This is a genomic window from Rhizobium sp. ZX09 (assembly GCF_017357485.1).
Taxonomy (GTDB): domain Bacteria; phylum Pseudomonadota; class Alphaproteobacteria; order Rhizobiales; family Rhizobiaceae; genus Agrobacterium; species Agrobacterium pusense.
This window is the reverse complement of the sequence record NZ_CP031364.1, coordinates 1,444,152-1,458,107: the sequence shown is the minus strand read 5'-3', so window position 1 is coordinate 1,458,107 and position 13,956 is coordinate 1,444,152. Positions and strand designations below refer to the sequence as shown.

General features: G+C 58.5%; 12 protein-coding genes and 1 pseudogene. 9 read left to right on the top strand and 4 right to left on the bottom strand.

Features of this window, described 5'->3' with window-relative positions; genetic code table 11:
* Positions 1–106 precede the first annotated feature (106 nt).
* Both BTN45_RS21425 and BTN45_RS26705 read right to left on the bottom strand, forming a co-directional pair.
* A complete protein-coding gene (locus tag BTN45_RS21425) occupies positions 107–1,726 on the bottom strand; it encodes a GMC oxidoreductase (RefSeq protein WP_246751748.1) in 1,620 nt (539 codons plus the stop codon).
* Positions 1,727–1,893: 167 nt separating this feature from the next.
* A pseudogene (locus BTN45_RS26705) lies at positions 1,894–2,016 on the bottom strand (thiosulfate sulfurtransferase); the annotation flags it as partial.
* A gap of 357 nt (positions 2,017–2,373) precedes the next feature.
* On the opposite strand from BTN45_RS26705, the gene BTN45_RS21420 reads away from it, so the two are divergent.
* From BTN45_RS21420 to hutH, 6 genes are all read left to right on the top strand, one after another.
* Positions 2,374–3,486, top strand: a complete 1,113-nt coding sequence (locus BTN45_RS21420) for an ATP-binding cassette domain-containing protein (protein ID WP_207590914.1) — start codon at positions 2,374–2,376, stop codon at positions 3,484–3,486.
* On the top strand, positions 3,483–4,133 hold the full coding sequence (locus BTN45_RS21415; protein ID WP_006698697.1) for an ABC transporter permease: 651 nt from the start codon (positions 3,483–3,485) through the stop codon (positions 4,131–4,133). The genes BTN45_RS21420 and BTN45_RS21415 overlap by 4 nt, the downstream gene beginning before the upstream one ends.
* On the top strand, positions 4,130–4,801 hold the full coding sequence (locus BTN45_RS21410) for an ABC transporter permease subunit (protein ID WP_034498423.1): 672 nt from the start codon (positions 4,130–4,132) through the stop codon (positions 4,799–4,801). Before BTN45_RS21415 ends, BTN45_RS21410 begins: the two co-directional genes overlap by 4 nt.
* A gap of 61 nt (positions 4,802–4,862) precedes the next feature.
* Positions 4,863–5,777, top strand: coding sequence for an ABC transporter substrate-binding protein (locus tag BTN45_RS21405; protein WP_207590905.1), 915 nt, complete (start codon positions 4,863–4,865; stop codon positions 5,775–5,777).
* A 100-nt stretch (positions 5,778–5,877) separates the two neighbouring features.
* On the top strand, positions 5,878–6,618 hold the full coding sequence (gene hutC / locus BTN45_RS21400) for a histidine utilization repressor (RefSeq protein ID WP_207590903.1): 741 nt from the start codon (positions 5,878–5,880) through the stop codon (positions 6,616–6,618).
* Positions 6,619–6,706: 88 nt separating this feature from the next.
* The gene (gene hutH, locus BTN45_RS21395; protein ID WP_004438133.1) at positions 6,707–8,194 is read left to right on the top strand and encodes a histidine ammonia-lyase; all 1,488 of its coding nucleotides are present in this window, start codon (positions 6,707–6,709) and stop codon (positions 8,192–8,194) included.
* 64 nt (positions 8,195–8,258) lie between these two features.
* Here the strand turns inward: hutH and BTN45_RS21390 are convergent, their stop codons facing one another.
* Both BTN45_RS21390 and BTN45_RS21385 read right to left on the bottom strand, forming a co-directional pair.
* Positions 8,259–9,005, bottom strand: a complete 747-nt coding sequence (locus BTN45_RS21390; protein WP_207591713.1) for a PhnD/SsuA/transferrin family substrate-binding protein — start codon at positions 9,003–9,005, stop codon at positions 8,259–8,261.
* Between the two features lie 20 nt (positions 9,006–9,025).
* Complete coding sequence (locus BTN45_RS21385) at positions 9,026–10,060, bottom strand: fatty acid desaturase (RefSeq protein WP_207590901.1); 1,035 nt, start codon at positions 10,058–10,060, stop codon at positions 9,026–9,028.
* Between the two features lie 134 nt (positions 10,061–10,194).
* Between BTN45_RS21385 and BTN45_RS21380 the strand changes: the two genes are divergently transcribed.
* From BTN45_RS21380 to glgX, 3 genes are all read left to right on the top strand, one after another.
* Positions 10,195–11,031 carry a helix-turn-helix transcriptional regulator gene (locus BTN45_RS21380; RefSeq protein ID WP_006698704.1) on the top strand — a complete coding sequence of 279 codons (837 nt, stop codon included), beginning with the start codon at positions 10,195–10,197 and terminating at the stop codon, positions 11,029–11,031.
* A gap of 318 nt (positions 11,032–11,349) precedes the next feature.
* Positions 11,350–11,538, top strand: coding sequence for a DUF2934 domain-containing protein (locus tag BTN45_RS21375; protein WP_004438121.1), 189 nt, complete (start codon positions 11,350–11,352; stop codon positions 11,536–11,538).
* A gap of 282 nt (positions 11,539–11,820) precedes the next feature.
* On the top strand, positions 11,821–13,896 hold the full coding sequence (gene glgX / locus BTN45_RS21370; RefSeq protein ID WP_207590900.1) for a glycogen debranching protein GlgX: 2,076 nt from the start codon (positions 11,821–11,823) through the stop codon (positions 13,894–13,896).
* Positions 13,897–13,956: the final 60 nt, after the last annotated feature.

Genomic DNA, 13,956 nt, shown 5'->3' with positions numbered 1-13,956 from the left:
TCTCCTCATGTTGGTGATTTATCACTCGCGCGCCTCATGGCCCGCACCAGTCGAACTGCGCGGCTCGAAAGGAGTTCCGAGATTTAACATTTCGTGAGGAGGTATTTCACGGACCGGCGTGGAACGCTGGCTCGTGGCCCTTGAGCTTTTGGCCCAGATGGTCGGCAAGCCGCATGGCAAGCGCCACGGCCGGCAAGGTGGGATTGGCGTGCCCGCCCGTCGGGAACATGCAGCTCCCGGCGACATAGAGATTGGCAATACCGTGGACCTTGCAGTCACTGTCGACCACGCCCGCATCGGCTGTTGCGGCCATCCGGGTCAAGCCGATCTGATGGAACCCGTCATAGGCCTGAACACGAAGAGCCTGCCTCCGCTCTGAAGAGGGGTGTAGAAAGTCGAGCTTCCCAACCCCATTTTCCCGCAGCCACTGATCCAGAAAAGCATGGGATTTTTCGATCGACTCAAGATCTTCCTCGCTGACCCGATAGTCTATCGCAACAGCGGCGGGCCGATCCTCCACGCCGGCGGGAGGCGGCAGAACCGTGCTGGCGTAATCAGGTATTTGCTCTGCGTGATAACGCAGGAGATAGCGCCGTGCCGGATTCACGAGCGGTTTATTGCGATCGCGGCGGCGGAGGAGCTGGCCGACTGTGGCCTGCAGATCGCGAAAAGCCGACAATGTAGGGACCAGATTCCTGAAATGCTCGCGATAACGAACGCCTGTGCTCAGGCGGGACCCTGCGGCCTTACCCTTGGCCAGCAGACCATAAAGTCCGGTTAATTGCAGGGCGAGAAAGAGGGCGGAAAGACCGGCAGAATGGTGAAGCGCGTTCGATATGGAGATGGTGTCGAGCCAGAAGACGGAATTGAGCAGACCCAGACGCTGCTGGACATCGCCTGAAAGCTGGAACCTTCGACGGAAAATTCCGCCGGAAGGCGCTCTTTGAAAAGACAGCTGTTCCACCGTGGCGTCATTCTCAAGCTCGATCACCGCAATATAACCGGTAAGATGGCCTTGATAATAATGCCCGAGCGTCGGAGAAACACGCTCAGGCTGTTTTTTGCGTAGTTCGTGAAGCAAGCGGACATTGCCCACGCCGCCGCAGGCCAGCACAAGCGTCGTTACCGGAACACGCATGTCGCCATGCCCGTTGCTGAGCCGGACATCCGTAACCGCCCCCGTGGCGTCGACATCGATTGTGGTTGCGGATGTATCCGAAAGAAAATGTATCAAACGGGATTTTTCAATTCGCTCCCGGCATGTCACGCCAAGGTCCGGCTGGCTGCTCCACCACTCGATAGAGTCAAGATGGACATCTCCTGCCGGTGAAGCACCGACGCCCGGCGACAGAGCCGAAGCCCTGACATTCAGAAAGTGCAGGGCATCGGCATAATAGCGGCTTATACTCCCATGACCGATCGGCCACCCGGAATTGGGAACATGCGCACGCTCGAGAAAATCAATGTCATCGAACGGCACACAACGCCCGCCCCACAGTGACGTGGTTCCTCCGAGCCCTCCTGCCGTCGAAGAAGCCAGAGGCGCATGGTGGTGGTTTGTAATGCTGGCAAGCCGTCCATCATGGCCATTTCGGCCCGCCTCCACCAGCAGAACACTTACACCCTGTCTTTCGAGGGCAAAGGCAAGCGCGAGCCCGACCGGCCCCGCCCCAATAACGCAAACCTGAAACGATATCGAAGACGCGCCCGGATTGTATTCGACCATCACCCCTCGCTTCCACGGATCATTTTCACACTAACGGATGGTGGGGGGTGCCTTGCAACGCCAAGTTTTCACCGTTCACTTCGCGCCACTCGCCCCCCCCGGGCGGGAGCGCCGTACAGGCTAGCCAGAGAGCTCGCCGGACGCAAACCCGAGTGCGAGAGAAGAGCTTATGCGGCAGCGGCTTCGGAACCATGCAGATGAAGAGCAATTTCAAAGCCGCGCCGTTCCAGCCAACGGGCCACGACCCGGGCGCGAGCTTCCAGCGGCTTATCTACGGGAACGGTGCGAGCGGCATCATTCACCGGCAACACACATGTCTGCCGCTGAGTTTCCGAAACGAAGCCAACGTTAACCGTCGCCCCGCGCTCAGCCCGCGCAGAATTTTTTCTCGACATCGTGATTGCTAACTGGGGCAGCCCCCTTTCCACCGACTTGGGCGAAAGACAGTGCGAGGCGATTTCTCTTTCAATTTCAAACGGTCACGTTCCCCACACCCCGCGTAAATCGCCCAAAGAATTATCAAAATCGCGACACGCGAAATCTTTAGGCACACCCGCTTGCGAAATCGAAAACTTCGTGATTGTATAGACAACTTGAGGGCAGCAATAGAGGGTGGTCAAAAACCCCGGCTACAGAGGATTGTGTGCGTGATAACGTTCGATCAGGTCAGCAAGCATTATCGTGGCGCGACAACGGCTGTAGACAGGTTGTCGCTCACCGCGCCGACAGGAAAATTGACCATTTTCGTTGGCCCCTCAGGCTGCGGCAAGACCACATCGCTGCGCATGATCAACCAGTTGATCACGCCTTCGTCCGGGTCGATCCTTCTTGACGGCGAACCCACGGACAAGATGGACGTAGCGCTGTTGCGGCGTCGGATAGGGTATGTCATCCAGAACGCTGGTCTCTTTCCCCATCGAACGGTGGTGCAGAATATAGCGACGACAGCGCGCCTAAACGGCACCCCCAAGCAGCAGACGCTTCGCACCGCGCACGATCTGCTGGAGCGCGTAGGACTGTCGGCTGCCTTTGCCGATCGGTATCCGTGGCAGCTATCCGGTGGACAGCAACAGCGTGTTGGCGTTGCCCGGGCTTTGGCGTCGGATCCGAAATTCATGTTGATGGACGAGCCCTTCAGTGCGGTCGATCCGGTCGTTCGCGCGCAGTTACAGGATGAATTCCTGCGTCTTCAGCGCGAAATCGGCAAAACCATCATCATGGTGACACATGATATCGACGAGGCACTGAAACTTGGGGACCAGGTGGCGGTGCTGCGCACCGGCGGTACGCTGGCGCAAATTGCCACGCCACAGGAGTTGCTTGCGCGGCCGGCGGATGAATTCGTCGCAGACTTCATCGGCCGCGATCGCGGCTACCGGATCCTCGGTTTCGCCGAGTTCAAGGAAGGCATTTCTCTTGGCAAGGAGCCGACGGCGCCCCTCGGCACCAGTCCCGAGTCACTCCGTCAGATTGCCACAGACCGTTGGGTCCTGATAACCGACGCCGCAAATCGTCCGCTCGGCTGGGTGGACGTTGAAAGCACCGGAAATACCGTGCGCGAAGGCGACCTTAATCTCAGCGGGACCCTCGCTGTGGAGGGGAGCAGCCTGCGCCACGTCCTCGACGCGGCGCTCAGTTCACCTTCAGGCCGGGGCGTTATTGTGAGGCCGTCCGGCGAACTCGTTGGCACTGTGACCTTGCCTGATGTTGTGGCCGCGATTGAGGCCGCGCGCAACGGCCGTCAGGGGACGAGGTCATGAGGTTCGACTGGTTATACCGCGAATCCGGCCGCATCGCCGAACTGTTCGCCTGGCACGTATGGCTTTCCGTCATCCCCGTTGTGATCGGACTCATCCTGGCGCTGCCCCTCGGATGGCTCGCGCAGCGGGCAGGTCTTTTTCGCTCTGCAATGCTCGGCGCAGCCGGGCTGCTTTACACCATTCCTTCGCTGGCGCTCTTCGTCCTTCTGCCGCTCGTATTGGGTACACGCATCCTCGATCCTCTGAACGTCGTCGTCGCGCTGACGATCTATGCGCTGGCTCTTCTGGTGCGAACCGTCAGCGACGGACTGGAGTCGGTGTCGCCGGATGTTGTCCAGGCCGCAAATGCCATGGGGTATCGCCCCATGCACCGTCTGCTCTTCGTCGAACTTCCCCTCGCCGTTCCCGTGATTGCAGCGGGCCTGCGCGTAGCCGTGGTTTCGAATGTCAGCATCGTCTCGGTCGCGGCGCTCGTGGGGACACCCCAGCTCGGCCTGCTTTTCACACAGGGACTGCAACTGCGCTTTCTGACACCCATCATTGCAGGCATTATCCTGTGTATTGTTCTGGCGGTCCTTCTGGATGGCATTGTGCTTTTCATCGCGCGTCGTCTCACACCGTGGCAGGCTGGAGGTGCTGAAAGATGATCGACTGGTTTTCAAACCCGGCACACTGGACCGGCAATGACGGTGTCTTCGCGCTTATTGTGCAGCACCTGGTGTATAGTTCCATCGCCCTCTTTTTTGCGTGCCTGATCGGCCTGCCGGTCGGCCTCTATGTCGGACACACCGGCCGTGGCGTTTTCCTGATCGCCGGTCTTGCCAATGCCTTGCGTGCACTTCCGAGCCTTGGCCTGATCGTTCTGCTGGTAATCCTATTCGGACCCGTCTTTTCGTCAGACATGGCCTTTATTCTCCCCAGCATCGTCGTTCTGGTGCTTCTGGCGGTGCCGCCCATCATGAATGGCACATATGCCGGCGTGGCGGCGGTTGATCCGGCCGCTGTCGATGCGGCGCGCGGCATGGGCAAACGCCCGCTCGACATTCTCTTCGACGTGGAACTGCCATGCGCACTGCCGCTGATCTTTTCCGGCCTGCGCAGCGCCACATTGCAAATCATTTCAACCGCAACGATCGCCGCTTATGTGTCACTCGGCGGACTGGGCCGCTTGATCATCGATGGGCGGGCGCAAAACGACTATTATCAGATGGCAGCGGGCGCCGTGCTTGTTGGCGCTCTGGCGCTGGCCGTCGACCTGACTATAGGCATCATCTCGAAGCTGACGATCTCACCCGGACTGTCGCGCCGCCATTAGGCGCGACATGCCCGAAAGACCGACGCATTTTCACCCAGTAAAAAACAAGAGGAGCAGCTGCATGGCATTCAGGATTTTAAAAGTCGCTGGCGCATTGGCCTTCATGGCGCTTTCGGCGACCACATCGTTTGGCCAGACCGACCCGCTGGGCGCGGCCCCGGCGGCGCGGACGGACACCTCGACCATCATCGTCGGCTCTGCCGACTTCCCCGAAAGCCAGCTTCTGGCGACCATCTACGCCAAGGCGCTTGCTGCAAAGGGCATCAAGGTGGAGACGAAACTCAGCATCGGCAGCCGTGAGGTCTACATCCCCGCCCTGCTCGACGGCTCGATCGATCTCCTGCCTGAATATGCGGGTGCGACGCTGAGCTATCTCGACAAAAACGCCACGGCGCACGCACCGGGGGACGTGGCGGCTGCGCTCAAGGCCGCTCTGCCAAAGGGCGTGTCGATGCTGACGCCATCTGAAGCACAGGACTCGGACGGCGTCGCCGTGACACGCGCAACCGCCGAGAAATACAAGCTGAAGACAATTGCCGATCTGGCACCGGTCGCCTCAGAATTGGTGCTCGGCGGTCCGCCGGAATGGAAAACCCGTAAAGAAGGCATCATCGGCCTCAAGGACATTTACGGCCTGGAGTTCAAGTCCTTCAAGTCGCTCGATGTCGGCGGTCCCTTGACGCTGTCTGCGCTGGTGAACGATCAGGTGCAGGCGGCAAACCTTTTCTCGACGGATCCCGCCATTGCCGCCAATGATCTCATCATTCTTGAAGATGTGAAGAACCTCTTCCCGGCACAGAACATCGTCCCGGTTATCGCGACACCAAAGGTCAGCGATGTCGTGACAACGACGCTCAACGCCGTATCCGCAGCCTTGACCACCAAGGATCTCATCGTCATGAACGGTCGACTGGCCAATCATGACAGCTTCGACGTCGTCGCCGAAGAGTGGCTCACGGCCCACAAGTTGAACTGACCATCATTTGCGGGTATGGCACACCCATACCCGCATACATGCATTTCCCTATGTCAGACGCCGAGATTTCGGGCTGTGACGACCAAGCGACTTGGAACCCATGCACACGGTAAAGAAACAGGTCGAAAATCGGCAGGATGAAGCGGCAATTTCCCCGCCGCTTTACGTCAAACTCAAGGACTACGTTCGCAGCCGCGTCGAAACGGGCGAATGGTCGATCGGCCAGCGTGTACCATCGGAGAATGAACTCGTGGACATGCTCAGTGTCAGCCGCATGACCGCCAACCGGGCGCTGCGCGAACTGGCGGACGAAGGATTTCTGGTCCGTGTCCGAGGCAAAGGCTCGTTCGTTGCAAGTAAAAAGCGAACGTCCCAATTCCAAAGTGTTCCCAATATTGCCGACGAGATCAACCAGAATGGCGGCATTCACACGGCAAAGATCGTTCTGCTTCGCATGGAGACATGCGATGCCGAACTCGCCGAAGCGCTCTCTGTCGATGTGGGCGCGACGGTTGCTCATTCGATTATCGTCCACGCGGAAGATTCCGTCCCGATGCAGATCGAAGATCGTTTCGTAAACCACGGGATCGTTCCGGATTACGTCAATCAGGACTTCAGCACCAGAACGCCGAACGGCTATCTCACCGCCGTGGCACCGATCATCAGGGCTGAACAACATATCGAGGCCGTTACGGCGCAGCCGTGGGAATGCAAGCTTTTGGCGATCTCCAAAGCAGAGCCCTGCCTTCTGGTGCGACGCCGGACATGGTCTGACGTTGGCGTCATCTCGTCGGTGCGCCTGCTCTATCCCGGAAGCCGCTACCGCCTGTACAGCACCTGATACACAGGCAGGCGTACAAACCGGATCAGTCAATGGCAACACAATGTCGTCGTCTTCCGTCTAGACGGCGTTCCTCGAGGAGAACCTCATGACGGTCATGCTGGACAAGGCCCTGAGCTGGCACGATGTCGCCCTTGTGAGCCAAGGCGATCATCTCGTCCTTTCGGACGAAGCCTACCGGCGGATCGAAAGGGCAAGCCGAATTGTCGACGGCATCGTTGAAAACGGTATCCGTGCCTATGGCGTCAACACAGGTGTTGGCGCTCTGGCTGACACGGTGGTCGATCGCGCTGCCCAGGGAAAGCTTTCCCGCAGTATCGTTCTCAGTCACGCCTGCGGCGTCGGCCCATTGCTTGGCCGTCACGAGGTACGCGCAATCATTGCCTCACAAATAGCCAACTTCGCCCATGGTTACTCCGGTGTCCGCAGGGAGATCGTTGCCCATCTGACGAGGTTCCTGGAATGCGACTGTATCCCTGATGTGCCCTCAAAAGGGTCAGCCGGATATTTGATACATAATGCCCATATTGCGCTCGTGTTGATTGGCGAAGGCAGGGCAAAGCTCGGTGGCAAATCATTCAGCGGTCGGGACGCTTTGGCGGAAATGGGCCTTCAACCGCTCGTTCTTGGCGCCAAGGAAGGTTTGAGCCTTGTCAATGGCACGTCATGTGCGACGGGCCTCTCCAGTGTCGCTCTGGCACGCGCAGCACGGCTGCTTGATTGGGCGGATGCTATTGCCGCGCTGACTCTGGAAGCGGTCGGTTGCCAGATGTCGGCCTTCGAAGAAGCCGTGCTCTCGCTACGCTCCTCACCGGGCATGGCAACGGTGGGAAAAGCCCTCAGGACGCGTCTTGAAGGCAGCGGTCTCATCGAAGCGTCGCTTGGCAAGCGTACACAGGATGCCCTCAGCCTGCGCGCCATTCCCCACGCGCATGGCGCGGCACGCGATGTGTTCGATAGCTGCGCGACCATCATCGACCGAGAACTGGCCTCCGTGACAGACAATCCGGCGCTCGCCGGGTCACCGGAAGAGCCCATCGTATGGTCGCAGGCTCACGCGGTGGCCCCGGCCCTTGGACAGGCAGCCGATAGTCTTGCCATCGCACTCTCCCAGATCGCGGCGATGAGCGAACGGCGGATTGACAGGCTCGTCAACCCTCTGGTGAGCGGGCTTCCTCCATTTCTCGCTTCCGATCCCGGCAGCCATTCCGGTTTCATGATCGCGCAATATACCGCAGCTGCGCTGTCCAACGAAAACCGGCGCCTTGCGGCGCCCGCTTCCACCGATGGCGGGCTGACCTCCGCTCTGCAAGAAGACTTCCTGGCTCATCCAACCGCCGCCGCCAACAAGCTCCTCGCAATTATCGAAAATGCCGAATATATCCTGTCGATAGAATGGATGGCGGCGACACAGGCGCATGATTTCATTCAATCCGTTGCGGCAAGGGCGCCCGGTACCGACGCGCTCTACGGCCTGCTCCGCACCCATGTCGCCCCTTACTCAGATGACCGGCCGCCCTCGGCGGACATCGAGGCTATCCGATCCCTTATGTCGCAAAACACGCCGCCAAACTGATATCAGGCGGCGCTACAGACACATGCAAAACCGATTGACGGCCACACTGTTTCCAGCTTCTCCGTCACATCGCGAGTTTAATATCCATACCCTTAGCGCGGATGAAGGGCAGGCCTCTGCGCCGAGCGGTCCAGCCGACAACGTGAAGGCCTGCTGCTGCCGGCTCATATCGTTGGGCAATCATCCAGGATTTGCAATCAATCGCGGCAATATCGGCATCACCGTGGGCAACGGCAATCACCGAAGCGCGGTGCGAGCCAGTCTCAACCAGTTCCCGGAACATATCGAGGCCTTGACCGGCCGCCTGTAAATCGCGTTTGAGGCTGAGATAACCGGACAGGGACCGGTGCTCATTAAACGCCAGCCTTTTCTGACCGAAAAATCCGAGCGGCAGAATTGCCTCGCCTTCCTCGGACGGGGCGACATCGTCGCCGCCTTCACCAATCCGGGCGATGAGGGCACTTGAGTAAAATGCACCCGCGCCGCCTGTGATCCCGTCATAATTGCCCTGACCGATGACCTCGACGTGATCTTCGAGGCCAAGCTCCATAGGACCCCAGCATGTCTGGGAAACGAGAAGGTTTGGATGGCGCCACAAGACTGCGAGATCGAGGGAGAAAGGATCAAGCGTGGCAGGATCCGGAGCGATGACGGATCCTGCCTCATCACGAATGCCACCGGGAACAGGCGGCATATCTGCGTTGCTCCGGACAAGACGCTCGGGAGCACCGATACCTTGCGCAAGAAATCTTACGCGCATTCCCGCCCACACGGCATCGGTCTCAGCACGCAATTCCGGCCAGTCATACATCGGCAGCGCCGCTATCAAGGTCACGTTGAGGCGTCCGATCTCAAGGAATTATCGGGCATCACGTAGGCTACGAAATCAGTTGGCACATAGGCCACGGCCGGTGTTGCGGGACCCAATTCGGGCCGTCCCAGTACGGGATGCACTACCGGCTCTTTCGCATGGAAGGCAAAAGCGCGGAAAACCTCGAAGTAATTGGCAAAAACATAGCCCTCGTTCATCGTCTGCCATTCGGCGCGTCTGGCTTTATAAAGCGATGGCAGCTTATACCACGCTGCAGTCGGCAGCTTGTGATGCACGAAATGCAGGTTGTTGTAGAGAAACAGGGGGGCCAGAACGGAGTTCTCGACGATGATCGTTCGCCCGTCCGGCCGCTCGGCCCACTGGTGCTCACAATAGGAGCGGATGGCGATGATGGAAATGCCGAGATAGGCAGCGACACCGATATATTGCCAGAGCGGAATACCGAACAGCAGGGATATGACCAGCAACGTGGGAATGAGACCAGCCACATGCAGGACCCAGGCATAGATGACCCGCCGATCACCTTTGGCGATCTTTCGCCACTCCGATATCGTGAATCCGACGACCATCAGCGGCGGCCCGATCAGAAGGCGTCCAATGAGCGTGTTGTTCCATCCGAGCAATGTCTTTAAAAATCCCGGCAAAGTCTCCCAGTCGCCCATGGCGCGGTAATAGCTTTCCGGGTCATCGAACGGGTCCGTCAGCCGCTCATCCGCATGGTGCTGCAGATGTGTCCGCTTGTAGCTGCGGTAGGGATAGAAAATGCCAAGCGGGGCAAACACCAGCGCTTCATTGAGCCTTGCGTTGCGGGTCGGATGCCCATGCAGCACCTCGTGCTGAAGTGATGAATGCAACGCGACAGCGATGCCCATCAAGACAAGCGCTGCAAACGGATAAAACGGATAGAGGGCGTAACCAGCGCCGGCCCAGAGACCATAACAGACGATCAGCAATCCTATCGTCGGCCACTCGATCCTGAGCGACTTCGGGCGAGGCCGGCCTACTGCGTTGGATTCACTGGCAATGTCACTCATAATATCCCTCGATTAGAATGTAATGAGAGATTTTCATCCCAGGGCGCGGTACACAACGGGATTATGGTTACCAACCGTTGATTTTGATCACAAAAAGTAGAATATGGTGATAATTGTAAACAACGAGGTGAAAAGTGGACAAGCGCGCGCTTTCCAACCTGTTTCGCATCAGGCTGACGGAGCTGGTTTCCCGCTCTGGATTAAGTCATTCGGCCTTTGCAGCCGAAATCGGGATCGACCGGTCGGCTCTGTCGCAGCTTCTATCAAGCGATTCGGCGCGGCTGCCGCGCGTTGAAACGCTTCTGAATATTGCCGAACGTCATTCCGTTTCACTGGACTGGCTGCTTGGCATTTCGCACGATCCGGGGCTGATGGGCGAACTGCGCCCGAGCTTCGAGATAGAGGAAGGTGGCGAAGACTACACCGACACCCTCCTGATGAAATGGCATGCAGAGGCCGCCGGCTCCAAGATACGCTACGTGCCGGCCCGTATTCCCGACCTGCTCCGCACGCCACAGATCATCGCATTCGAGGCGAGATCCGCGCATCAAAGCGTCAAGGCGCAAGCAAGCGAAACGGCATTCAGGCTCGATTACAATCGTCAACCCGGCACGGACATGGAAGTGTGTATGCCACGCGAGACACTTGAGGCCTTTGCCCAGGGGAGCGGCATGTGGCGGGGACTGAAAAGGGAGATACGTGCCGAGCAGCTTCAGTACATGTCAAACCTGATCAATGAACTCTATCCGTCGTTCAGATTGTTCCTGTTTAATGAGAAAGAACGGTTTTCCGTGCCCTATACGATTTTCGGATCGCAACGCGCTGCGATTTTCGTCGGCGGCATGTATCTCGTGCTGAACAATGCTGAATCCATCCGAAAGATGCAGCGGCACTTCGATGAGTTGATCCGCTTCACGCGTGTTCACGCGCATCAGACTGCCGACTTCGTCAGGACGCTCGAAGTTTCGTGAAGCGAGCCCTCGGCATCCGCCGTCCAGAAATCATCCGACACAAGGCCTGCAACGCCATCTAAATCCGGACTGAGCCGCCGCGTCGTTCACGCTATGCCCGCCTTTGGGGTCATCCTCACACACTCCGGCTGCTTCCGCTGTTCCGGGCTCTTCCTGTTCTCACAATACCGGGCGCGCCGTCCGCCTCAGTGAGATCGCCATGTTCGCGGACAACAATGGTGACGGTTGCCTGATGCCCACGCGGCGCGACCGGAACTTTCGTTGGTGGCGAAGGTTGGGGCAGGACAATATTGCTTCACACCTCAAAGGGAGAATGAAATGGGCACCGATCGCGAGGAATGGATTTCGAAGCGCGCTTACGAACTGTGGGAGCAGGCCGGTCGTCCGGAAGGTCAGGACGAAGAGCAGTGGCATGCCGCAAGTGCCGAGTGGGAAAGTGAATTCGGTCCGGTCGACGCCCCGGTCCCGGACGGCGCAGCGGAGGAAAACCTGTCACCGCAAACGTAACGGAAGCTCGATTTCACCACAAAACTGCCAGACTGTTCAGGAGCGGCGCAACGTCCTGAACAGTCGCTCATCGCCGGGGCGATAATATCAGCGCCCGTCGGTCTTTATCTGTTCCGGCCGACATCGGATAACTCACTCGCGAAACCGAATTTCCCATGCCTCTGGCTGCAAGATTGTCGCCATACGGGAGGGAACGTTCCTGACGCATCCGTGTTTCTCATGCGACGAAAGCACCGCGTCTCCACTCACCCGCAAGATCCCACCCGTTTTCCAGAGGCATCCATGATCAGCAGAAACTCCCGTATTCTCGCCGGTGACCACCGTCAACTCGGCGCGACTGTGGACCGAGATGGCGTGAATTTCGCGCTGTTCAGCGCCCATGCGGAGCGGGTGGAACTCTGCCTGTTTTCAAGCGATGGGACCGCGGAGATCGAACGCCTCGAGCTTCCGGAATACACCAACGAGGTCTGGCACGGCTATGTACCGGGCCTGAAAGAAGGCGCACTTTACGGTTACCGCGTCTACGGCCCGTTCGAACCCGAAAGCGGGCACCGGTTCAACCCTAACAAGCTTCTGCTCGATCCCTATGCGCGCGAAGTCGTGGGCGACATAGAGTGGGGGCAGCCGCAATTTGCTTACGTGACAGACAGTCCGGACAAGGACTTGTCCTTCGACGACACTGACAGCGCGCCGTTTGTGCCAAAGGCTCGCGTGGTCGCCAGGTCCGACGCGCCGAGGGGTCAACAGCGCCGCGACGTCCCCTGGTCGAAGACAATATTTTATGAGACCCACGTCAAGGGTTTCACGCAGCTTCACCCCGCCGTTCCGGAAGCTCTACGAGGCACATTTGAGGGCCTTGGGGAGAAAGAGATTGTCGACTACGTCAAGAGTCTGGGGGTTACCTCCATTGAACTGCTTCCGGTACACTGGTTTCCGGACGACGCCCATTTGCTGGAAAAAGGTCTGAAAAACTATTGGGGATATAATACGCTTGCCTTCTTTGCTCCGGCGAACCGCTACATGGGTCCGCGGGGCATCCAGGGCTTTCGGGACATGGTTCGCGCTTTTCATGGTGCCGGGATCGAGGTCATCCTGGACGTCGTCTACAATCACACCGCCGAAGGCAATGAGATGGGACCAACCCTCTCTTTCAGAGGCATCGACAACTTCTCCTATTATCGCACAATGCCGGACGAGCCGCGCTACTACATCAACGACACCGGCACCGGAAACACGGTAAACACTTCCCACCCGCGCGTTTTGCAGATGGTTACGGACTCGTTGCGCTACTGGGCGCAGGAGATGGAGATCGACGGGTTCCGATTTGATCTCGGCACGATCCTGGGACGCGAGCCGGAAGGGTTCGACCAGCGCGGCGGATTCTTCGATGCCGTCGGGCAGGATCCCGTGCTGTCACGTCTGAAGCTTGTTGGAGAACCATGGGACATTGGGCCAGGCGGTTATCAAGTCGGCGGGTTTCCGCCAGGCTGGGCCGAGTGGAACGACAAGTACCGCGATACCGTGCGGGATTACTGGAGAAACACGGATGGGACGACCCGGGATTTCGCCGCCCGTATCCTCGGCTCCGGCGATGTTTATGACTTGCGCGGTCGTCGTCCCTGGTCCGGCGTAAATTTCCTGACAGCGCATGACGGCTTCACGCTCAACGACCTCGTTTCATACAACGACAAGCACAATGAGGCGAACGGGGAGGATAACAAGGACGGTCATGGCGACAACCGAAGCTTTAATTTTGGCGTGGAAGGGCCATCCGATGACGAGGGAGTGATTACTCTCCGCGACCGTCAGAAGCGAAATTTTCTTGCGACGCTTTTTCTTTCTCACGGAACACCGATGCTTCTGGCTGGCGACGAGTTTGGACGCAGCCAGATGGGCAACAACAATGCCTACTGCCAGGATAACGAACTGAGCTGGGTGCATTGGGAGGATCTACCCGCAAGCGCCGCACAACTGCGCGATTTCGCCCGCAGATTGATTTCGCTGCGTCACGAACATTCGATTTTGAGGCGCGACGACTGGCGCGACGGAATGGTCATAACGTGGTACAATCCGGCGGCCAGCGAGCAGACCCGGGAGCAATGGGATGATCCCGGCGCCACCACCATCGGGCTGCGTGTTGGCCGCGATCACGATGAGGAAGAAGGTTGGGATGATATCCTCATCCTGTTCAATCCCCATGACGGGTCCGTTCCATTCGCTCTTCCGGAGGTAAGCGGAGGATGGGTGGAAGTCCTCACGACAGTCGATCCCGAAGCGACTGACCGAAAAATCGAAGCCGCCGAATATGTTCTGATCGACCGTAGCCTCGTGCTATTGCGTGCGGGAAAACAACCTTAAAGCGGAATAAGAGCGCTTCGCAGGATAGTATCCTGTTCGGGCCCGGCGCCGGCCCACCGG